We start from the raw sequence: 21,926 nt of genomic DNA, 5'->3' as shown, positions 1-21,926 counted from the left end.
GGCGTTTGCCGAGCCATTTCACGGCTGTCAGAAGCATCGTGTTCCAAATCCCCTGGTCACGGCTTCGGCATTTTATCTATTTTCAAGTGAGGATAGAGAATCGACGCGTTTTTGTCCAAGGCCCCCAACATCAATGGCGGTTTGCCATCGAGGGGCCGGGTTCGACGTTGAACGCTGCTGGGGTCGAGGCGCGCGCCCTGGCGGTCGACGTGCGCCTCCTGCCGCTGCATCGGCGCGCGGTTCGGCGCCCCTTCGTAACGGTTTCGCTCCGGAGGCCCCCTCCTTCGTCCCCGTCGCCCGCCGCGGCGCACCGCTCCGCTATACTAGAGAAAACTCCTGGGGAGGGGATCACATATGGAAACAGCGGTTGCAGTGGCGCCCATCGGCTTTCTGTCCCACGACGGGACGTCCACCATCAAAGGGCTCGTATGGGAGCCGGCACGCGTGCGCGGCGGACGGCGCAAGCCCCCGCGCGGCGTCATCCAAATCGCCCACGGCATGGTGGAGCACGTGGGCCGCTACGACGAGTTCGCCCGCTTCCTCGTGGGGCACGGGTTCGTGGTGTGCGCCGCCGACCACATCGGCCACGGCAAGAGCGTGAGCAGCGCCGACGAGCTGGGCTGCCTGCCGCCGGACGGCAAGGAGATCCTCATCGAGGACGTTCACGAGCTGCGCAAAACCGTCACGGCGCGCTACTCCCGCCAAACGCCCTACATCCTGTTCGGGCACTCCATGGGCAGCTTCATCGTGCGCGCCTACCTCGCGCGCCACGGCGAGGACGTGGCCGCCGCGGTGATCTGCGGCACGGGCCAGCAGCCGCTCGTCCTGTCGAAGGCGGGCAACGCGCTGGCGCGCTTCCTCGCGAAGACGAAGGGGCCGGCCTACCGCAGCACCCTGCTCGACAACATGGGCGTGGGCGCGTTCGCCAAGCAAATCGAGAACCCGCGCACGTCGACGGATTGGATTTCCACCGACCCGGCCGTCGTGGACGCCTACATCGCCGACGAGCTGTGCGGCGCCATGTTCTCCGTCGGCGGCTACGCCACGCTCACCGACCTCACGGGCGAAGTGGTGTCGCCGTCGTGTGCGGCGAAGGTGCCGAAGGACCTGCCGGTGCTGTTCATCGCCGGTGCCGAGGACCCGGTGGGGGGCAACGGCAAGGGCGTGCAGGCGGCGGCCGAGCTGCTGCGCCGCGCCGGCGTGCAGGACGTGGAGGTGAAGCTGTACGACGGCATGCGCCACGAAATCCTCAACGAACCGGGACGGGCCCAGGTTTATACTGACGTGGTCACATGGATTGAGGAGCATGCATGCCAAAGTACGTCGTAGCGCTCGATCAGGGAACCACCTCGTCGCGCGCCATGCTCGTCGACGCGCTCGGTCACGTCGTCGATGCGGTGCAGAACCCGTTTCCGCAGATCTACCCCCAGCCCGGGTGGGTGGAACACGACCCGCGCGACATTCTGTCGTCCCAGCTCGGTGCGCTCACCGAGCTGCTCGTGGCGCACAACCTCGCCTCGGACGACATCGACAGCATCGGCATCACGAACCAACGCGAGACCACCGTGGTGTGGAATCGCGAAACGGGGGAGCCCGTGATGAACGCCATCGTGTGGCAGTGCCGCCGCACGGCGCCCATCATCGACGAGCTCGCCGCCGACCCCGAGGTCGCGCGCACCATCGCCGACAAGACGGGCCTCGTGCCCGACGCCTACTTCTCCGCCAGCAAGATCAAGTGGATCCTCGACAACGTTGAAGGCGCCCGCGCCGACGCCGAAGCCGGCAAGCTCGCCTTCGGCACCGTGGACACGTGGCTCATCTGGACGCTCACGCAAGGCCGCGTGCACGCCACCGACGTGACGAACGCCAGCCGCACCATGCTGTACAACATCCACGAGCTGCGGTGGGACCCGTGGCTGCTCGACCTGTTCGACATCCCGGCGTCGCTGCTTCCCGACGTGCGCCCCTCGTCGGGGGAGTTCGGCCGCACGGCCTCCACCGGCATCGTGCCGAACGTGCCCATCTGCGGCGTGGCGGGCGATCAGCAGGCGGCCCTGTTCGGGCAGTGCTGCTTCGAGCCCGGCCAGGCGAAGAACACGTACGGCACCGGCTGCTTCCTGCTCATGCACACGGGCGGCGAAGCGTGCCGTTCCACCCACAACCTCATCACCACCATCGCCGCGTCGGGCCCCGGCGCGGGTCCCGAGTACGCGCTCGAGGGCAGTGTGTTCATGGCCGGCGCGCTCATGCAGTGGCTGCGCGACGACCTGGGCATCATCGACGACGTGGCCGAAACATCGGCCATCGCCCGCAGCGTGGACGGGGCCGAGGGCGTGTACGTGGTGCCGGCCTTCACCGGCCTGGGCGCTCCCTACTGGGACGCCGAGGCGCGCGGGGCCATCTACGGCCTCACGCGCGGCACGGGGCGGGCGCACATCGTGCGCGCGTCGCTCGAATCGCTGGCCTACCAGGTGCGCGACCTCGTGGTGGCCATGGAGGCCGACGCCGGCGTGCCGCTCAGCGTGCTCAACGTGGACGGCGGCGCCTCCGCGAACGACTTCCTCATGCAGTTCCAAAGCGACATCCTGCGCACCCCGCTGCGGCGCCCGCAGAACGCCGAGACCACCGCGCTCGGCGCCGCGTTCCTCGCGGGCCTGGCCACCGGCTTCTGGAAGGACGCGGAAAGCCTGCGCGCGCTGCGCTCCTCCGACGCCGTGTACGAGCCGGGTATGGAAGACGAGCGCCACGCCGCGCTGCTGGAAGGCTGGGCCCGCGCCGTCGCCCGCACGATGTCCTAGTCCGCCCCTTTCACGTTGGAGATATCGCACAACCCGCTCTGCTGCGTTCCCTCAGCAGCGGTTTGCCGTATACTGGCCCCAAGACGAGAAGGGAAGGACATCCGATGAAGATCAGCATTGCCAGCGACCATGCGGGCTTCGAGCAGAAGCAGGCCCTCGCCGCGTACCTGGAAGGCCTCGGCCACGACGTGATCGACCGCGGCCCCGGCACCGACGACCGCGTGGACTACCCCGATTTTGCCGCCCTCGTCGCGCATGACGTGGTGGACGGCGCGGCCGAGCGGGGCGTGCTCGTGTGCGGCACGGGCATCGGCATGGCCGTGGCCGCCAACAAGATCGACGGCATCCGCGCCGCGAACGTGACGAGCCCCGTGTTCGCCGCGCTGGCCCGCGAGCACAACGACGCGAACATCGTGGCCGTGTCGGGCCGCTTCGTCGACGAAGCCACGAACCGCGAGATCCTCGACGCCTTCGTGTCCACCGAATTCGGCGGCGGCCGCCACGCGGACCGCGTCAAGAAGATCACCGCGCTCGAGGGGTAGCTCGCCCGAAACCGGCCGGTCTCGCGGAGCCGGGAAGGGTCGGCTCCGCGAGCTTCCCGCACTAGAGGGCGCGGGCCGCGAGGTTGCCCGCCGCGATGGCCTCCGCGATGTTGTAGGGGTCGGCGCAATCGCCCACCGCCACCGTCTCGACGCCCGTCAGCGCATCCGCCAGCGCAGTGTCCGGCAGCATGTCGCGCATGTCCACGAGCGCATCGCAGGGCGCGGTCACGTCCACGCCCGCCTCGCTCGTGAAGGAGACGGTGCCGTCGCCCACCGCCGACAGCGTTGCCGACGGCCATACGCGCGTTCCCTGAGCGTTGAGCGCCGTTTCGACGAAGCCGCGCACGTTCACCGAATGTCCCTTTTCGAACAGCTCCAACGGATCGGGCGTCACGATGGTCACGTCCTTGCCCTGCGCCACGAGGTACACGGCCACGTCCGCCGCTTGGGCGTTGCTGCCCAACACCACCACGCGTTGTCCCAGGTCGCTGCCTACAACATCGTCGAAGGCGAGCACGCTCGTAGCGCCGGTCGTCTCGAACAGGGGAGCGGGGCGCGTGCCGCCCGTGGCCACGATCACCGCATCCGGCTGCTCCTGCTCGACAAGCTGCGCATCGACCTCCGTCTTGGTGACCACCTTCACGCCGCACAGCTCTTGCTGCCGCGTGAGGTACGCGGCGAGGCGCTCGAGGTTCTCGTGCGGTCCCTTGATGGCCGCCGCCGACGTGAGCAGCCCGCCCAGGCTGCCGCTCTTCTCGTACAGCGTCACCTCGTGCCCGCGCTGCGCCGCCACGCGCGCCGCTTCCATGCCGGCGGGACCGCCGCCCGCAACGAGCACCTTCTTGGGTTGCTCCGCCGCCTGCGGCGTCCAGCCTTCCGGCATGCTCTCGCCGAACGCGCGCCAGTTCGCGGCGTTCACACGGCAGTGCTCCAGAAGCGTTCCCGCCTTGTCGGGGTCGTAGAAGCAGTGCAAGCAGCGCGTGCAGGGGGCTATCTCGTCGATTCGGTTCTCGCGCAGCTTCGTCACGTACTCGGGGTCGACGCACAGCGGCCGGTTCATCACGAGGAAGTCGAGCTTGCCGTCGGCGAGGGCCTCCTCGAAGTAATCGGGCGCCTGCGCCGGGTCCATGTACGTGGCCGCGCCGACGGGGATGGACACGGCGCTCTTGATCTCGGCGGCCACATCGATCATCATGCCGCAGCCCGAGTGGCTGGCCCGCAGCTTGCCCTGGAAATGCCGCGAGAAATCGAAGCGGCTGCCGAACCCGCTCGCGCCTTCCAGTCCGCGCGCCGAGAAGTACAGATCGTTCGCGAACTGGGCCACGTGCTGGCCGCAGGGCCCGAGGCGCACGTGCAGGCTGTCGGCCCCCGCCTGCTCGAGTATGCGGGCGATGGCCTGCACTTCCTCGACGGAGTTGTACGGCGAGTCCTGCCCGAGGGTCTGGTCGTTCGCCTCGATGCCGTTGATCAGCAGCTGCACGACGAAGTCGCCGCCGCAGGCCTCCTTGATGCCCTTGATGGTTTCCACGGCGAAACGCGTGCGGTTCTCGAGCGATTGCGGCCCGTACTCGTCGTCGCGGTTGTTGCGCGCCCGCGACAGGAACGATTGCCCCACGTTGTTCGCCGCGAAGTTGAGCTCGAAGGCGTCGAACCCGTCGTCGTGCAGCTTGACGGCGATGTCGACGATGGTCCGCTCCCACGATTTCACGTCGTCGGTGGAGTACGATCCGAGGAAGTTCTCGGTGAACACGAGCGGTCCGATGGCCGAGCCCATGGTGTCGAACTGGTAGCCGACGCGCGCGCCCGCGTCGTGCAGCGTGTCGAGCAGCCGCTTCACGTCGTACAGCGCGTAGTCCTGCTTGAGCGGGCTTGCGGTGAGCTCCCAGATGTTGGCGAAGTCCTCGACCCAGATCATCTCGACGCCGCCGCGCGCCATGCGCTCGTAGTACCCGACGTACTCGTCCGGATTGTTCTTCATGAACGCCAGCTGGAAGGCGGCCGATTTCACCATGCGGTGATGGAAGGTGAAGGGTCCCAGCTGCCAATCGGAGAACAGCGTCGACGAGCCGAAGTCGGTGATGGAATTCGCGGTATAGTCGTAGTCTTGCGGGTTGAGCTCGGTCGCGACGCTTGCGGGCTGCGCACCCGACGCCGTTGCGGCGCCCGTCTCCCGATGCGTCTCGGATGCGGCGGGAGCGCATCCCGCGAGGGAGAGCGCCCCCATGCCGAGCGCTCCCGTGCCGACGGTTCCCCAGGCGATGCCCTGCAGAAAGCTCCTGCGCGACATGCCCGCGTGCTTGACGTGCTTGTCCATATGCTCCTCCTTGTTCGTTGACGATGCCCCTTGCGCCATGAAACCGCGCGCCACCCGCCCCGACAAGGCAGCGATCGCCTGATACCCCGCAGCAGCTTGCTGCCGCAGGAGGCCCCGCGTCCCGCGCGGGCGGCGCTGCCGACGGGGCGCGCTTTGCTATACTGGCAACGAGGGGAGGGGATGGACATGGACATACACGGCTTGACGTGTTTCAGGCTCGCCTACGAGAGCGGCTCCATCGGGAAAGCCGCCAAACGGGCGTATCTGACGCGGCAGGGATTCAGCGGAGCTCTGAAAAGCGTCGAGGCCGAATGGGGGCATCCGCTGTTCGTCAGGGGCCCGCTCGGCCTCGAGCCTACCGCGTTGGCGCACGCGGTGTACCCGAAGGTGGTCGAGGCGCTCACCGCCTACGACGAGGTGCAACGGCTGTGCGCTGCCGATAGCCGTCCCGTCGAAACGGTAGGGCTCGGGGTTGCCTACGGCGCGTTGCTGTCGCTCTCGCTCGACGAGATGGTGGCGGCGTTCGCGGGCGAAGGGCACCGCATGAGCTTGGACATCGACATCGTCGAACCGGTGCTTGCGGCTCAGTGCGTGGCCGAAGGCGGCAAAGACCTCGTGCTCGTGGCGGGCAGCATCGACGCCCCGGGCACGCGCTGCGTGTCGCTGTGCCGCATCCCGCTGTGCGCGGCCGTGCACGAGTCGCTGCTTGCCGACGGGCGGCGCGATGTGGAAGGGCTGCGCGGCATCACCTGGTTCGGCTTGAGCGAGACGTTTCCCCTCGACGTGTCGCTCGGCGCGTTTTCCCGCGAGCGAGGCCTTCGCCTTGCCATGGATTATCGGTGGCACGACTACCATCTCATCCTCGATCAAATGCGGCAAAAGCGCGGCGCGTGCATCGTGCCGGCCCGCACGGCCGAGCGGTTCTGCCAGGACGGCATCGTTGCCATCGCGCTTGATGATCCGCGTTTGACCTGGGAAGTCAGTGCTATCGTTCCGAGCGCCCGACCGCTCTCCCGCGCGGCGGGCACCGTGCTTTCATGGCTCGAGCGCTACCTGGCCTAAGGCCTGCCGTTCGCATCCGGCTGTCGTTTCGCGCCTTGATCCCCGTTGAGGTTCCATGGCCTGCATCGATTGTGCTAGCATGAGTCGATTCTGAAAACATCCGGTTCCCGAAGGGGGCACTCCATGCCGCTCACCTACGTACCTCAGACCGATCCCGCCGTCGCCGACGCGATGCGCCAGGAGCTTGCGCGCGAACGCGACTCCGTCGAGCTCATCGCGTCGGAGAACTTCACGTCGCCCGCCGTCATGGAAGCCGTGGGCAGCGTGCTCACGAACAAGTACGCCGAAGGCTATCCGCGCAAGCGCTACTACGGTGGATGCGAGAAGGTCGACCTCGTGGAGGATCTCGCGCGCGAGCGCGCCTGCCAGCTGTTCGGCGCCGGCTTCGCGAACGTGCAGCCCCACTGCGGCGCGAACGCGAACCTGGGCGCGTACGAGGCGCTCATCGAGCTCGGCGACACCGTGCTGGGCATGAGCCTCGCCGAAGGCGGCCACCTCACGCACGGCTCGCCGGTGAACTTCTCGGGCCGCCACTACAACTTCGCCAGCTACGGCGTGGATTCCGAAACCGAGACCATCGACTACGACGACGTGGAGCGCATCGCCAAGGAGGTTCGCCCGAAGCTCATCGTGGGCGGCGCGAGCGCCTACCCCCGCATCATCGACTTCGAGCGCATGGCCGCCATCGCGCACGAGGTGGGCGCGTACTTCATGGTGGACATGGCCCACATCGCCGGCCTCGTGGCCACGGGCGCGCATCCGAGCCCCGTGCCGCACGCCGACGTCGTCACGTCCACGAGCCACAAGACGCTGCGCGGCCCGCGCGGCGGCTTCATCCTGTCCAACGACGAGGACATCGCCAAGAAAATCGACAAGGCCGTGTTCCCCGGCTCGCAGGGCGGCCCGCTCATGCACGTCATCGCCGGCAAGGCCATCGCGTTCGGCGAGGCGCTGCAGCCCGCCTACGCCGCATACATCGACCACGTGGTGGAGAACGCCCGCACGCTCGGGGCCGGCATGATGGACGGGGGCCTGCGCCTCGTGTCCGGCGGCACCGACAACCACCTGTGCCTCGTCGACCTCACGCCCGCCGACGTCACCGGCAAGGACGCCGAGAAGCTGCTCGAGAGCGTCGGCCTCACGGTGAACAAGAACTCCATCCCCAACGAGCCGCGCAGCCCGTTCGTCACGAGCGGCATCCGCGTGGGGTCGGCCGCCGCCACCACGCGCGGCTTCACCGCCGACGACTTCTACGAGGTGGGCCAGCTCATCGCCGCCACGGTGTTCAACGCCGACAACGAGACGAAGCTCGCCGACGTGCGCACCAAGGTGGACGCCCTCTTGGCCGCCCACCCGCTCTACCCGGAACTCGACTACTAGGAGCCTCAGCCCATGACGAATGCATACGACCGCGTCACCGTCATCGACCATCCGATGGTCCAGCACAAGCTGTCCAAGCTGCGCAACAAGAACACGTCCTCGAAGGACTTCCGCGCCCTCGTGCGCGAGCTGTCCATCTTCGAAGGCTACGAGGCCACGCGCGACCTCGAGCTGGAAGACGTCGAGGTTGAAACGCCCATCTGCACCACCACGTGCAAGCAGGTGGCCGGCAAGAAAATGGTCATCGTGCCCATCCTGCGCGCGGGCCTCGGCATGGTGGAGGGCCTGCAGGAACTCATGCCGTCCACGTTCGTGGGGCACCTCGGCATGTACCGCGACCCCGAAACCCACGAGCCGCACGAGTACTACGCGAAGCTGCCCGACAGCATCGCGCAGCGCGACGTGCTCGTGGTGGACCCGATGCTCGCCACCGGCGGCTCGGCCACCGCGGCCATCTCGTACCTGCGCAAGCTCGGCGTGAAGAACGTCAAGCTCGTCGTGCTCGTGGCGGCGCCCGTCGGCATCGAGGCCGTCCTGGCCGCCGACCCCGACGTGCAGATCTACACCTGCGCCATCGACGAGTGCCTCAACGACCACGCCTACATCGTGCCCGGCCTGGGCGACGCCGGCGACCGCATCTTCGGTACGAAGTAGGACGGAAAGACGGGACCCCTCATGGAAACTGCAGTGCCTCATCTTGACAAGCGCCCCAGCTGGGACGAGTACTTCATGACCCTGGCGAACGAGGTGGCCACGCGCACGACGTGCATGCGCCGTGCGGTGGGGGCCGTCATCGTGAAGGACCGCCGTATCCTGGCCACGGGCTACAACGGCGTGCCCACCGGCATGCGCCACTGCGCCGAGACGGGGTGCTTGCGCCAGCAGCTCGGCGTGCCCAGCGGGCAGCGCCACGAGATCTGCCGCGGCCTGCACGCCGAGCAGAACGCCATCATCCAGGCGGCGCGCTACGGCATCAACATCACGGGGGCGTCCATCTACATCAACACGCAGCCCTGCGTCGTGTGCGCCAAGATGCTCATCAACGCCGGCATCGACGAGATCGTTTACCAGAACCCGTATCCCGACGACTTGTCCATGTCCATGCTCGAGGAAGCCGGCATGAAGCTGCGCGTCTTCGAAGGGTAGGGGAGCGCGGGGCCGGGCGAACGCGCCGCGGCCCCGTCCGCTCAAGGAATATACGGTTTCGCTGACCGTTCCTTCGCGCTTTATGCAGTTTTTTGACCGGTTTATTCCTCCACTCACCCTATTTTTGTAACTTTTTGTAACCCCGACGTTGGACAAACGTGAAGTTCCGTTATCATACGTCGTGGCTTGGTATGGATGCGCGCGTGTGCGCTCGACGGTCAAGAAGAAAGTGGGACATGGCAATAGCTATCGTATTGGGGGCGCTTGCAGGCATCGCGGGGTTCGCTCCGCTGTTCGTCGGTTTGCGCATGACGAGACGAGTGACCGATACCAGCAACCTGGGGCACGCCGGTGCCCTTCTTCTGGGTGTGCTGCTTTCCGTCGCTGTGCTTTTCGTTTCCGCCATCGCCTGCGCGTTGCTCGCGCGCGAGCTCATCCTGCCCTTTGTTCTTGCCGAAGTCGTGGCTCTTTCCGTCGCGGCTATCGGGTTCGGCGTCAGCAATCTCGTGCGGAAGTAAGATGGAAAGGTAAAGACACGTGAATCCTCTTGAATCCCTTGCGGAACAGGTACCCCACCTGCAGCATTCTTTCGATCCCACCTTTGTGTTCGGGTCGGGGTCGTTCGGCATGACGCAATACGTGCTGTGGATGCTCATCTGCTTCCTCATCACGCTCGTCGTCGTGCTCGCCGCCAGCAAGCGCCTCACGATCATCCCCACGAACAAGTTCACCAACATGGTGGAGTACGGCTACGAGTTCGTGAAGAAGGATATGGGCGAGAGCGCCATCGGCCACGGCTACAAGAAGCACCTGCCGTTCCTGGCCACGCTGTTCTTCTTCATCCTCATCAGCAACTTCGTGGGCCTCATCCCGGGCTGCAAGACCCCCACCGGGTCCATCAGCATCACCTGGGCGCTGTCGGCCATCTCGTTCGTGTACTTCATCTTCTGGGGCATCAAGGCGAAGGGCCTCGGCGGCTACCTCAAGTCGTTCGCGCCGGCCGGCCTGCCCATCGTGATGGTTCCCATCGTGTGGTTCCTCGAACTGTTCTCCACCGTGCTGCGCGTGCTCACGCTGGCCGTTCGACTCTACGGCAACATGTTCGCCGGCCACATGGTCCTCGGCATCTTCGCACTGCTCACCAGCGTGTTCATCGGTTCCGCTATCCAGGGTGCGGGCGTTGCCGTCGGCGGCGTCTCCATCGCGTGGATGCTGTTCCTGTTCGCCATGTACGCGCTCGAGGTGCTGGTCGCATTCCTGCAGGCATACGTGTTCACCATCCTCAGCGCGGTGTACATCGGCCTGGCCACGTCCGACCACTAGGTCGTCCGCGCGTCACGCGCGATCCATGTTTGGTGTTTGACCGGCTATTCCACGGCTGGTTGGCATAGATAGGTGTCCATAGTTCTCGGGAAAAGCCCGAGAACGGTAAAAGGAGGAAACTGTGGAAATTACACTCGCTCTCGCGGCCTTGAAACTCGTAGGCTACGGCCTGTCGACCATCGGCCCCGGCCTGGGCATCGGCATCGCCTGCTACGGCTGCTGCGTTGCGACCGCTCGTCAGCCCGAACTGCAGGGCCGTCTGTTCACGAACTTCATCATCGGTGCCGCTCTCGCCGAGGCTCTGGGCCTCATCGGCTTCGTGCTTACCTTCATCGTGTAACTAAGCCTGTATTCGGATACCGTGCCGTATAAGGCTTACAAGGAGGTAACGTACGTGAAAGCTAAAGCGAAAGAAACATCGGCCCGTATCGGGCTCGCCGCGCTTGCCGGCGCCGGCATGACGTTTGCTTTCCCTGCGCTCGCGTTCGCGGCTGAAGAAGAGTCATCGGGCGGCCTGAGTGCCATCCTGCCCGACATGGCGGAATTCATCCCCATGCTCGTGATCTTCATCCTGCTGTGGGTCGTCTTGGCCAAGTTCGGTTGGCCGAAGTTCGAGGCCATGCTGGAGAAGCGCGAGATGACCATCAAGGATTCTCTTGAGAAGTCCGAGCAGGCTCGCGTCGAAAGCGAGCGCGTGCTTGAGGAATACAAGCGCCAGCTGGAGGATGCCAAGTCCCAGGCTGCCCAGATCGTCGCCGACGCGAAGAAGACGGGCGAGGCCGTGAAGGCTGACATCACCGACAAGGCGCAGTCCGAGGCCACCATGATGATCGAGAAGGCGCACAACGCCATCGAAGCGGAGAAGAAGGCTGCCATCTCCGAGCTCCAGGGCTCGGTTGCCGACCTGTCCGTCGCCGTCGCGTCCCGCCTCATCGGCGAGGACCTGAACGACGCCGAGCACCGCAAGATCATCGAGCGCTACGTGAACGAGGCGGGCAGTTTCAATGCCAACTAACCGCCAAATTCTCAAAGAGAAGGTCGCGACGTATGCGTCCGTCTTGTTGGACGGCGCATACGAAGCAGGCGGTCAGGACGCCGTGCTCGAGGTCCGCGACCAGGCCGAGCGCATCATGCGCATCGCACGTTCGAACATGGATCTCTCCGACGCCTTGGAGGACAGCTCCTATACGCCCGAGCAGAGGGGCCAGCTCGTGCGGAATCTTTTCGCCGAGTGCAACCCCGTCCTCGTCGACGTTCTGGCCGTCATGGCCGAACGCGGGGACTTCGCGTTGCTGTCGCGCGTATGGGCCAGCTATGGAGAACAGCTCGAACGCAAGCTGAACGTCACCGTCGTCGACGTCACGACCGTCGTCGAACTGGACGATCACCTGCGCGAGGTCATTATTACGAAAGCTGAAGCCGACTTGGGAACGAACGTCGTGTTGCGCGAGCACATCGACAAGTCCCTGCTCGGCGGCATATTGATGAGTGCCAACGGCAAGCGCATCGACGCCAGCGTCCTGTCGCAGTTGGAAAGTGCTCGCAACGTGCTCAAACTCACATCAGATGGAGGTGAATGCTAGTGACTGAAATCACCGCACAGTCTATTGACGAAGCACTGCGCAAGCAGCTTGATGCGCTCAATACGAGCGTCGAGTCTCGCGAAGTCGGAACCGTCATCCAGATCGGCGACGGCATCGCGCGCGTCGACGGCCTCAAAGACGCCATGGCGGGCGAGCTCCTCGAGTTCGTGGGTTCCAACGGCCAGACCGTCTACGGTATGGCTCAGAACCTCGAAGAGGACGAAGTCGGCGCCGTGTTGCTTGGTGACGTCACCGCAATCAAGGAAAACGACCAGGTCAAGACGACCGGTCGTATCGTGGAGATCCCCTCGGGCAAGGAAATGCTCGGCCGCGTGGTGAACCCGCTCGGCATGCCCATCGACGGCAAGGGTCCCATCAAGGCAGACGGCATGCGCCCGGTGGAGTTCAAAGCCCCCGGCGTCATCCAGCGCCAGCCCGTCGAGGAGCCGATGCAGACCGGTATCCTGGCTATCGACTCGATGATTCCCATCGGCCGCGGCCAGCGCGAGCTGATCATCGGCGACCGCCAGACCGGCAAGACGTCCATCGCGGTTGATGCCATCATCAACCAAAAGGGCAAGAACATGATCTGCATCTACGTCGCCATCGGCCAGAAGGCTTCCACGGTTGCCGGCCTGGTGGAGACGCTTGAGAAGCACGGCGCGATGGAGTACACGATCATCGTGAACGCCTCCGCGTCCGACTCCGCTCCGCTGCAGTACATCGCCCCGATGGCGGGTGCCGCAATCGGCGAGTACTTCATGTACAACGGCGAAGACGGCCAGCCGGCCACGGCCGAGAACCCGGGCCGCCACGTGCTGTGCATCTACGACGACCTGTCCAAGCAGGCTGTGGCGTACCGACAGATGTCGCTGACGCTGCGTCGCCCGCCGGGACGCGAAGCCTACCCGGGCGACATCTTCTACCTGCACTCCCGCTTGCTGGAGCGCGCGGTCAAGATGTCCGACGAGTACGGCGCGGGCTCGCTCACGGCGCTGCCCATGATCGAGACGCAGGCAGGCGACGTGTCCGCCTACATCCCGACCAACGTCATCTCCATCACGGACGGCCAGATCTTCCTGTCCACCGACCTGTTCTTCCAGGGCCAGCGCCCCGCGGTCAACGTCGGCATCTCGGTGTCGCGCGTTGGCGGTTCTGCGCAGGTCAAGGCTATGAAGCAGGTTGCCGGCACGCTGCGCCTCGACCTCGCGTCCTATCGCGAGCTGCAGGCGTTCACGCAGTTCGGCAGCGACCTCGACAAGTCGACGCAGGATCAGCTGAACCGCGGCGCCCATATGACCGAGCTGTTGAAGCAGGGTCGTTACGTGCCGATGCCCGTCATGGATCAGGCTATGTCCATCTACGCAGGTGCGCATGGCTACCTTGACGACATCCCCGTGTCCGACGTCGTCCGCTTCCGCGGCGAGTTCCTCGACTTCATCCACGCTTCCAAGCCGGAGATCGTCGAGGCCCTCGAGAAGGCGCAGAAGTTTACCGATACCATCGAAACCGACCTGAACGCTGCGATTGAAGCTTTCAAGCTGCAGTTCTCGCCCTCGGCTTCCTAAGGCAGGTAGACTATGCCCAACCTTCACGACATAGAAAGGCGTATCAGCTCCGTCACTTCGACGAAGCAGATCACGCGTACCATGCAGATGGTAGCGGCTGCCAAGGTCCGTCGCGCAGGAGAGCGCGTGGCGGCTGCGACGCCGTATGCCGACTCCATGGTCGAAATGTTGGCCAACGTTGCCAAGCGTGTAGGTGGCTCCGAAAACGCGCTGTTGCGCACGCACGACGAAGTGAAGAACGTGCTGTTCGTCGTCGTTGTGTCGGACCGCGGCCTCGCCGGCGGTTTCAACAGCAACGTGCTGCGGCACGTCGAGCGTCTCATGAAGGAAAAGCAGGCCGCAGGCGCGTCCACCGAGGTCGTCGCCTGCGGTAAGAAGGCCGTCGGGTACTTCACCTACCGCAAGGTAGAGCCGGCGCTCGGCTTCATTGACCTTTCTGCCGATCCGACGATGGAGGAAGCCGCGTCCGTTGCGGCGTACGCCATCGACGGGTACGAGAACGGCACGATCGACGAGGTCGTGGTCGTGTACAACCACTCGAAGAACGCGGCCGAGCAGGTGCTTCGTACGGAGCTCGTGCTGCCCGTGGACACGGCTGCGCTCGAGGCCGAGCTTGCCACCGACGGCGTGCAGCTGTCGGAGGGCGACGCTAAGCTCGAGGGCGACGTGATCTTCGAGCCGAGTGCCGAGGCTGTTCTCGACCGCCTGCTGCCGGCGTATGTGCGCACGACGCTGTACCACGCGCTCATCGACTCGGCAGCCGCCGAGCAGGGCGCACGTCGCAACGCCATGATGTCGGCAACGGACAACGCTACCGAAGTGCTCGAAACGTTGACTAGACTGTATAACCGCGTACGCCAGGGCGCTATCACGACGGAGATTTCCGAGATCGTCGGTGGCGCAGCGGCTTTGGAGGATTAAATGGCTGAACAATTACTTACGAAGGAGGAGATCGAGGCCAGCAAGGGCGCTACCGGTCGCATTGTGCGTATCGTCGGTCCTGTTGTTGACGTCGAGTTCCCCCCTGATCAGCTGCCGGCGATTTACAACGCGCTGACGGTTGATGCGAAAACCCTGGCGGGCGATCTGCACCTCGTGCTCGAGGTTGAGACGCACCTGCCGGGCAACCTGGTCCGCTCGGTTTCCATGAGCTCGACGGACGGTCTCGTCCGCGGCCTCGAGGTTGTCGACACGGGTCACCCGATCATGATGCCCGTGGGTCCCGAGACCCTGGGCCGCATCTGGAACGTCATCGGCGAGCCCGTCGACGAGAAGCCGATGCCCGAGGTGAAGGGCTACATGCCCATCCACCGTCCGGCTCCGGACTACGACGAGCTGTCCACGACCACCGAGATCTTCGAGACCGGCATCAAGGCCATCGACCTCGTCGAGCCCTTCGTCAAGGGCGGCAAGACGGGCCTGTTCGGCGGCGCCGGCGTGGGCAAGACCGTTATCATCCAGGAGCTCATCAACAACCTGGCCCAGGAACACGGCGGCACGTCGGTGTTCACGGGCGTGGGCGAGCGTACCCGCGAGGGTACCGACCTCTACCTCGAGATGAGCGACTCGGGCGTTATCAACAAGACCTGCCTCGTGTACGGTCAGATGAACGAACCGCCGGGAGCGCGTCTGCGCGTCGGTCTGGCGGGCCTCACCGAGGCGGAGTACTTCCGCGATCAGGGCCAGGACGTGCTCTTGTTCGTGGACAACATCTTCCGCTTCACGCAGGCCGGCTCCGAGGTGTCCGCTCTGCTCGGCCGCATGCCGTCTGCCGTGGGTTACCAGCCGACGCTGGCCACCGAGATGGGCGACCTGCAGGAGCGCATCACGTCGACGACCACCGGCTCCATCACGTCCGTGCAGGCCGTGTACGTGCCCGCTGACGACCTGACCGACCCCGCGCCGGCCACGACGTTCACGCACCTCGACGCGAAGACGGTTCTGTCCCGTTCGATCTCCGAGCTGGGCATCTACCCGGCCGTCGACCCGCTGGAGTCCACCTCCCGCGCGCTCGACCCGCAGATCGTCGGCGAAGAGCACTATCGCGTCGCCGTGGGCATCCAGGAGCTGCTGCAGAACTACAAGGACCTGCAGGACATCATCGCCATCCTGGGTATGGACGAGCTGTCCGAGGACCAGAAGAAGATCGTGAACCGTGCCCGTAAGGCGCAGCAGTTCTTCGGTCAGTGCTTCCACGTGGCCGAGCAGTTCACGGGCCTGCCGGGCAAGTACGTCAAGCTTGAGGACACCATCCGTTCCTTCGCCGCCATCCTGGACGGCGAGTGCGACGAGATCCCTGAGCAGTGCTTCCGCATGAAGGGTTCCATCGAGGACGTCTACGCTGCGTATGAAGAGATGAAGAAGGCTTCATAATGGCTGGGTTCATGTGCGACATCGTGACGCCGGTGGCGAAGCTGGTCTCGCAAGAGGTCGAGCTCGTCGTCGTGCCCGGCGTCGAAGGCGAGATGGGCTTTTTGAAAGGCCATGCACCGCTCGTGTCCGTGCTTGCCGATGGCGAGGCGCGCGTGAAGGCACCTGACGCCAGCGAGGTGGCGCATTACGCCCTGCAAGGCGGGTACGTCGAGGTGACGGACGACAAGGTCATCATCCTGGCCGATCGTGCGTTGCCGGTGGCTGACATCAACGTCGACCAGGTGCGCGAGCAGCTGGCCGGCATCGAGGAGCAGCTGTCCGGGCTGTCCGAAGAGGAAGCTCGCAAGACGACGCTCGCGGCCGACAAGGCGTGGTGCACCGTTCAGCTGAAAGCCGCCCACGCGGCGTAAGCGAACACGCGCTCTGCGACACGCGGCCTCGGTCGCTTGGCAACGCGAGAGTCCGATGTGCTGCGGTTGACGAGTAACGCAAAAGAAGAGCCCCCGAAAGGGGGCTCTTCTCGTTGAGAGGGGAGTGCGGTCGGCAGGGAAGCGCGTCCGAGCAGCGGCTACGGGCGCATCCTGCGCTGACGGCGGCGTACCGCCGTCGCGATGAGGGCGATGCCCGCCGCGGCCGCAAGGCCGGCCAGCGCGACGGCTGCAGGTCCGATGCCGTCACCGGTGGACACGAGCGGCGCCGGCGTGCCGGGGTCGTTCGCGGGGGCGGTCGGCGTACCCGGAGTGCCCGGCGTGGGCGGCTCGGGCGTCGGGGGCTCGGGAGTGGGCGGCACGTCGGCGGTATTCACGAGCGTGAACGTGAGCGTGGTGCCGTCGTCGGACAGCGCGGAGTCGAGCGCCGTCTGGGTGAAGCCGTCGGGCACCGTTTCGGTCACGCTGAACGTCAGGCTGCCCTTGCCGGAGGGGATGGCGAGCTCGGTCTGCCAGTTGTTCTCGGCGCTGAGCGTTACCGTACCCGCGTCGTAGCGCTGCTGACCCTCGGCATCGACGCCGGTCACGTTCACGTCGAGGCTGACGGGCGGCTCTCCGCCCTCCCAGGTTTTCTTCACCACGAGGTTCTTGATGCCCGAGGTGTACGTGTTCACGATGGTGCACGTGGCGCCGTCGACCGTGGTTTCGGACTCGTAGCCGTCGGGCACGTTCACCTCCTGCACCGTGTAGGTCATGTCCGTCTCGGGCAGGTTCGTCCATGTGTGGCGCCATCCGCCTTCCTCGGTGAGCGTCACCGGGTTGCCGTGCGGCTGGCCGTTCTGGTACAGCTGCACGTCCACGCTGGCGGGTAGGGGATCGCCCGCATAGTTCACCCACTGCTTCACCACGCTGAACGTGGTTACGGGTTCAAGCGCGTTCGTGACGGTTGCCTGGCCGCCTTCGAAGTCGATGGCCTCGTCGGCGGAGGGGGCGCTGGAATGGTAGCCCGGCACGTCGGTCACTTCGTGCACGCGGTACACGCTGCCGTCGTCGACGAGCCCGCTCCACGTGTGCGACCAGGAGGTGTCGGGGCTCACGATGACCGCCTCGCCGAAGGGCTGGCCGTCCTTGAGCAGCTGCATGCGCACGTTGTAGGGGCGGATGCCGCGGCTGTCGGCGCCGTCGTCCCATGCCTTCGTCACGGTGAGGTCGGTCACCTTCTGGTTGGTGAGCGTGAAGGTGAGCGCGGTGCCGTCGTCGGACAGCACGGCGTTCGTGCCCGTCTGCACGTACCCGTCGGGCAGGACCTCGGTCACGTCGAACGAGAGGTTGCGCTCGCCCACCTCGATGGGCAGGAGGGCCGTCCAGTTGTTCTCGGCGGTGAGCGTCACCACGCCGGAGTCGTACTTCTGCTCGCCCGCGGCGTTCGCGCCGGTCACGCGCACGTCAAGGCTCGCGGGGGGCTGGCCGGCGCCTGTCCATTCCTTCTGCACGGTGATGTGCGCCACGCCGCCGGTGTACGTGTTCGTGATGGTGCACACGTTGCCCTCGGTGATGGAGGTGGACGTGTAGTTGGGCGGCATGGCCACTTCCTGCGCCGTGTAGGTCATGCCCTGGGCGGGCAGGTTCGACCACGTGGCCGTCCAGCCGCCGGCTTCGGTGAGGCGCACCGGGTTGCCGTAGGGCTGGTCGTTCTGGTACAGCTGCACGTCGATGCCGTCGGGCAGGGGCTCGGTGGAATCGTTTACCCACTGCTTGACCACGGTGAACGACGTGGTGGGGATGATGGTGTTCGTGATGGTGGCGTGGCCGTTCACGAAGCTGACGGCGCTTTCGACGGAGGGCGCGTCCGAGGTGTAGCCGGGAAGGCCGTCCATCTCGTACACGGTGTACACGCTGCCGTCGTCCACGAGGTCGGTCCAGGCGTGCGCCCAGTTCGTGCTCGCGTCCACTGCGACAGGCTCGCCGAGGGGCTGGCCGTCTTTGAGCAGCTGCAGGCGCACGCTGCCGGGGCGCATGCCCTTGGCGTTATCGTCGTCGTCCCACACCTTCTCGGCGGACAGGCTGGTGAGCTTCTGGTTCGTCAAGGTGAACGTCAGCGTTTTGCCGTCGCTCGACAGCGCGCTGTCGGAGCCGATTTGGCGGTAGCCGTCGGGCACCACTTCGGATACCTCGAAGGAGAGGTTGCGCTGTCCCACGGCGATGGGCAGGGTGGCCTTCCAGCTATCGGCTGCGGTGAGCGTGATGGTGCCGGAGTCGTACTTCTGCTCGCCGCCGGCGTTCTTGCCGGTCACGCGCACGTCGAGGGACGCGGGCGGCTCGGCGCCCTGCCAATCCTTCAGCACGTTGATCTCGGCCACCCCGCCCGTGTAGGTGTTCGTGATGGTGGAGATGTTGCCGGTGCTCGCGATGTCGGCCTCGTAGTCGGGCGGCACGGCCGTTTCCAGCGCATAGTACGTCATGTTGTCGGCGGGCAGGTTGAACCAGGTGTGCTGCCATCCGCCGGCCTCGTTGAGGGTGACGGGGTCGCCGTAGGGCTGGCCGTTCTGGTACAGCTGCGCGTCCACGCTGGCAGGCAGATCGGACGTGGAATCGTTCACCCAGTTCTTCGTCACGGTGAACTGGGTGGTGTTCTCCAGCTTGTTCGTGATCACCGTGGTGCCGTTGTTGTCGAAACGCGCGGCGGCATCCTTCGACCCGGCGCTCGATTCGTAGTTCACGGCGGGGTCCACCTCGTACACGGCGAAGGCTTCGTAGTGCGCGCCGTCGTCCTTGAGGTTGTGCCACGTGTACGTCCACGCGTCGGCCTCGTTCACGGTGACGGGGTCGCCGAAGGGCTGACCGTCCTTGAGCAGCTGCAGCTGCACGTTCTGGGGGCGATAGCCCTTGCTGTTGTTATCGTCGTCCCACGCCTTCGTCACGGAGAGGTCGACGAACTTCTCGTTCACGAGCGAGAACGTGAGGGTGCGCACGCTGCCGTCGCCGGGAATCACTTCGTTCGTATCGCTGAGGGGGCGGTAGCCGTCGGGAAGCTTCTCCTCGAGCAGGAACCACAGCTTGCGCTGGTCGGCCGTGAGGTCCTCGATGGAGGCGGACCAGCCGTTGGCCGCGTTCAGCGTGAGGGTGGTGCGGTACTGCTCCTGGTCGTTGGCGTCGATGCCCACGATGTCAACCTTGAGCTCGTCGGGAGGGGGCGTGCCGTTCCAGTCCTTCTGCACCACGATGCGCGTGGCGTCGCCGATGTAGGTGTTCGTGAGCTCGATGGACCAGCCTTCCTCGTTGTCGCCGACGATGGCCTCGGAGGGCTGATAGCTTTCCGGCACGCCGGTTTCGCGCACCGTCCACGTTTTGGTCGGGTCGAGCTTCTCCCAGGTGTAGGAGCCGCCGTCCGTGTCGGCGTCGGGACTTACCGTGAGGGTTTGCGTGGCGTCGGGGCGGGTGCTGAGCTGGCCGTTCTCCAGCAGCTCCACCGTAACTTCCGTGGGCCTCGTGCCGTGGTTCGCGCCGTGGTCCCAGGTCTTGTGCACGGTGAGCTTCGTGGGCACGTCGATGAGCTTGAACTGGAAGTTTTGCAGCACGAGCGGCGTGTCGTGGTAGGTCCAGATGTCGAGGGCGGTCTGATCGCCCGCGCGGTTCTTGTACGCCATGGCACCTTGCGTGGAGGTGTCAACGCCGGTCACGCTGTGGTCCTGCTGATCGGCCACCACCCAGTTCGTCATGTTCCATGGGGCGGTGGTGTCTCCGGCGTTCGAGGCGCTGTTGTTGTAGTACACCGTGGAATCCTCCACGTTGCCGCTCGCGTCGAGGCGGTGGATCTTGACGCCGTCGTAGTTGTTCTCCACGTCGAGCAGGGGGAAGTGCACCTCGCCGCCCTTGAGCTTGATGGACACGTTGTTGAGGTCGTACGTGCCGGCGGGCACGGGCACGCCGTTCGCGTCGAGGCCGTCCCAATCGATGGTGTTCGTGCCTTTCACCAGCGTGTTGGACAGGGTGACGGCGTTGTTGTCGCCGAAGGTGAGAACGATCTCGTAGGAGGTGGCGGCCACGTCGTCGCCCACGTCGAACGAGAACTTGCCGCCCTTGTTGACGAAGCCCTCGTTGGCGCCGAGGTCGGGTGCGGCCGGGTTCGGGCTCGGGTTGCCGGTGAACGCGAAGTTGCTGATGGTGTTCTCGCCGGTTTGCGAGGCGATGCCGAGCGCGGCGAGCACCTCGGGATCGGTGGGGTTGTTGAAGAACAGCTTGTAGGTGCGGTCGAGGTCGGTGGTGGGCGCGTTGTTCAGGATGACGCCGTGATCGGCGAGGTCGCTCAGCGCGTTGTTCTGCGAGCGCACCGAATGGTACAGCGAGTGCGTGGCGTCGTCGCCCGTTCGCTCGAGCATGCCGCGGTTGTTGGCGAAGAACACGAAGCCGAACGGGTCCATGCCGTTGAAGTCGATCTCGTAGTGGTAGTTGTCGTCGGTGACGGCGAACATGTGCGACTTGAGGATGCCCGCCTTGTCGAAGTTGTTGCCCATGTTGAGGAACAGCTTGTTCGTGAACACGCGGCCGGTTTGCGCGCCGCTGTCGTTCGACACGGTGACGTCCCATGCGGCCACGGTGCCGCCGGCCTGGGCCGCGGAGGTGAACGCCGCGTCGTTGTCGTACAGGTAGGGCTGCGGGTTGCGGCTCGACAGCGACTGGGAGTAGAACTTGAACAGGTACACGCCGCTCTTCTGCGCCGTGAACGTGAGGGGCGCGTAGCCGTCGCCGTCCGGGCCGGTGGGGCCGCCGGACTCGCGGGCGTAGCTGCCGATGTAGCCGGCATCGCCGCTGTTGGCGGTGGCGCTGGCGTTCACGTCGTAGGTGGTCACGCGGTTATCGCGGGTGCCGCCGAAGTAGGGGTAGGCGTGGGAGTTGCCCGAACCGGGGTTGTCCTTCTGCTCCTGCACCCAGTCGGGGTCGCAGACGACGATGTCGGTGTTGTTGAGGGCGGCCAGTTCGTCGGGCGAGAGGTTCGTGCCCATCTTCTCGTTCGTGAAGCGCGCGACGGCGTCCTTCACGCTCGTGCCGAACGAGACGGTTTCGCCCTCTTTCGCGTAGACGTAGATTTCGGTCAGGCGGCTTTCACCTGCCGTGGAAGCGTTGTAGCGTTCCGTGTAGGGTCGGTAGCCGCCATGCGCGACGAGTTCCTTGGAACCCTCGGCATGGGCGGGAGGCGCGGCGATCAAGATGAGCGCCGCTGCCGCAAGCGCAATGCACAGCGCAGCGACGGCGCGCCGCAGGCGCGCGCGGGGGTGGGGAGCGGTAAGCGTATCCAATGTGGGGTCCTTGCATACTCGGGGCTAGGTGATGCCGCGCAGTATAACCGGGACCGTCATCGGGTCGCGCGAATGCTATCCCCGCGTTGTCGGTGCGTTGCCAACGCGGGGA

18 protein-coding genes are annotated in these 21,926 nt (G+C 65.5%); 16 read left to right on the top strand and 2 right to left on the bottom strand.

The window, feature by feature from the left end; genetic code table 11:
* Positions 1-354: 354 nt before the first annotated feature.
* From C1876_RS06150 to rpiB, 3 genes are all read left to right on the top strand, one after another.
* A complete protein-coding gene (locus C1876_RS06150; protein ID WP_114545842.1) occupies positions 355-1,329 on the top strand; it encodes an alpha/beta hydrolase in 975 nt (324 codons plus the stop codon).
* The gene (gene glpK / locus C1876_RS06145) at positions 1,311-2,798 is read left to right on the top strand and encodes a glycerol kinase GlpK (protein WP_114545841.1); all 1,488 of its coding nucleotides are present in this window, start codon (positions 1,311-1,313) and stop codon (positions 2,796-2,798) included. Before C1876_RS06150 ends, glpK begins: the two co-directional genes overlap by 19 nt.
* Before the next feature lie 104 nt (positions 2,799-2,902).
* A complete protein-coding gene (gene rpiB, locus C1876_RS06140) occupies positions 2,903-3,340 on the top strand; it encodes a ribose 5-phosphate isomerase B (RefSeq protein WP_114545840.1) in 438 nt (145 codons plus the stop codon).
* A gap of 61 nt (positions 3,341-3,401) precedes the next feature.
* Here the strand turns inward: rpiB and C1876_RS06135 are convergent, their stop codons facing one another.
* On the bottom strand, positions 3,402-5,654 hold the full coding sequence (locus C1876_RS06135; RefSeq protein ID WP_114545839.1) for an oxidoreductase: 2,253 nt from the start codon (positions 5,652-5,654) through the stop codon (positions 3,402-3,404).
* 180 nt (positions 5,655-5,834) lie between these two features.
* Here C1876_RS06135 and C1876_RS06130 point away from each other — a divergent pair, with 180 nt between their 5' ends.
* The 13 genes from C1876_RS06130 to atpC all read left to right on the top strand — a co-directional run bounded on the left by C1876_RS06130 (position 5,835) and on the right by atpC (position 16,499).
* Entirely contained in the window at positions 5,835-6,716 is an 882-nt protein-coding gene (locus tag C1876_RS06130) for a LysR family transcriptional regulator (protein ID WP_114545838.1), read from the top strand.
* Between the two features lie 123 nt (positions 6,717-6,839).
* Positions 6,840-8,096, top strand: coding sequence for a serine hydroxymethyltransferase (glyA, locus tag C1876_RS06125; protein WP_114545837.1), 1,257 nt, complete (start codon positions 6,840-6,842; stop codon positions 8,094-8,096).
* A gap of 12 nt (positions 8,097-8,108) precedes the next feature.
* A complete protein-coding gene (gene upp / locus C1876_RS06120; RefSeq protein ID WP_114545836.1) occupies positions 8,109-8,750 on the top strand; it encodes a uracil phosphoribosyltransferase in 642 nt (213 codons plus the stop codon).
* 21 nt (positions 8,751-8,771) lie between these two features.
* Positions 8,772-9,242: a deoxycytidylate deaminase gene (locus tag C1876_RS06115; protein WP_211309514.1), complete on the top strand. Its 471-nt coding sequence runs from the start codon at positions 8,772-8,774 to the stop codon at positions 9,240-9,242.
* Positions 9,243-9,478: 236 nt separating this feature from the next.
* A complete protein-coding gene (locus C1876_RS06110; RefSeq protein WP_114545834.1) occupies positions 9,479-9,760 on the top strand; it encodes a hypothetical protein in 282 nt (93 codons plus the stop codon).
* 19 nt (positions 9,761-9,779) lie between these two features.
* Entirely contained in the window at positions 9,780-10,565 is a 786-nt protein-coding gene (atpB, locus tag C1876_RS06105; protein ID WP_114545833.1) for a F0F1 ATP synthase subunit A, read from the top strand.
* Between the two features lie 121 nt (positions 10,566-10,686).
* Complete coding sequence (gene atpE, locus C1876_RS06100) at positions 10,687-10,905, top strand: ATP synthase F0 subunit C (RefSeq protein WP_009304825.1); 219 nt, start codon at positions 10,687-10,689, stop codon at positions 10,903-10,905.
* A 54-nt stretch (positions 10,906-10,959) separates the two neighbouring features.
* Entirely contained in the window at positions 10,960-11,580 is a 621-nt protein-coding gene (atpF, locus tag C1876_RS06095; RefSeq protein WP_114545832.1) for a F0F1 ATP synthase subunit B, read from the top strand.
* Complete coding sequence (atpH, locus tag C1876_RS06090) at positions 11,570-12,148, top strand: ATP synthase F1 subunit delta (RefSeq protein WP_114545831.1); 579 nt, start codon at positions 11,570-11,572, stop codon at positions 12,146-12,148. Before atpF ends, atpH begins: the two co-directional genes overlap by 11 nt.
* Positions 12,148-13,716, top strand: coding sequence for a F0F1 ATP synthase subunit alpha (gene atpA, locus C1876_RS06085; protein WP_114545830.1), 1,569 nt, complete (start codon positions 12,148-12,150; stop codon positions 13,714-13,716). The genes atpH and atpA overlap by 1 nt, the downstream gene beginning before the upstream one ends.
* A gap of 12 nt (positions 13,717-13,728) precedes the next feature.
* Positions 13,729-14,637, top strand: a complete 909-nt coding sequence (gene atpG, locus C1876_RS06080) for an ATP synthase F1 subunit gamma (RefSeq protein WP_114545829.1) — start codon at positions 13,729-13,731, stop codon at positions 14,635-14,637.
* Positions 14,638-16,089: a F0F1 ATP synthase subunit beta gene (atpD, locus tag C1876_RS06075; protein WP_114545828.1), complete on the top strand. Its 1,452-nt coding sequence runs from the start codon at positions 14,638-14,640 to the stop codon at positions 16,087-16,089.
* Positions 16,089-16,499, top strand: coding sequence for an ATP synthase F1 subunit epsilon (atpC, locus tag C1876_RS06070; protein ID WP_114545827.1), 411 nt, complete (start codon positions 16,089-16,091; stop codon positions 16,497-16,499). Before atpD ends, atpC begins: the two co-directional genes overlap by 1 nt.
* A 158-nt stretch (positions 16,500-16,657) precedes the next feature.
* Here atpC and C1876_RS06065 read toward each other — a convergent pair whose 3' ends face one another.
* Complete coding sequence (locus tag C1876_RS06065) at positions 16,658-21,814, bottom strand: Cna B-type domain-containing protein (RefSeq protein WP_114545826.1); 5,157 nt, start codon at positions 21,812-21,814, stop codon at positions 16,658-16,660.
* Positions 21,815-21,926: the final 112 nt, after the last annotated feature.

Source organism: Eggerthella sinensis, assembly GCF_003339815.1.
In the GTDB taxonomy this organism is placed as follows: domain Bacteria; phylum Actinomycetota; class Coriobacteriia; order Coriobacteriales; family Eggerthellaceae; genus Eggerthella; species Eggerthella sinensis.
The sequence above is the reverse complement of the archived record's forward strand: the minus strand, read 5'-3'. Positions and strand labels throughout refer to the sequence as shown.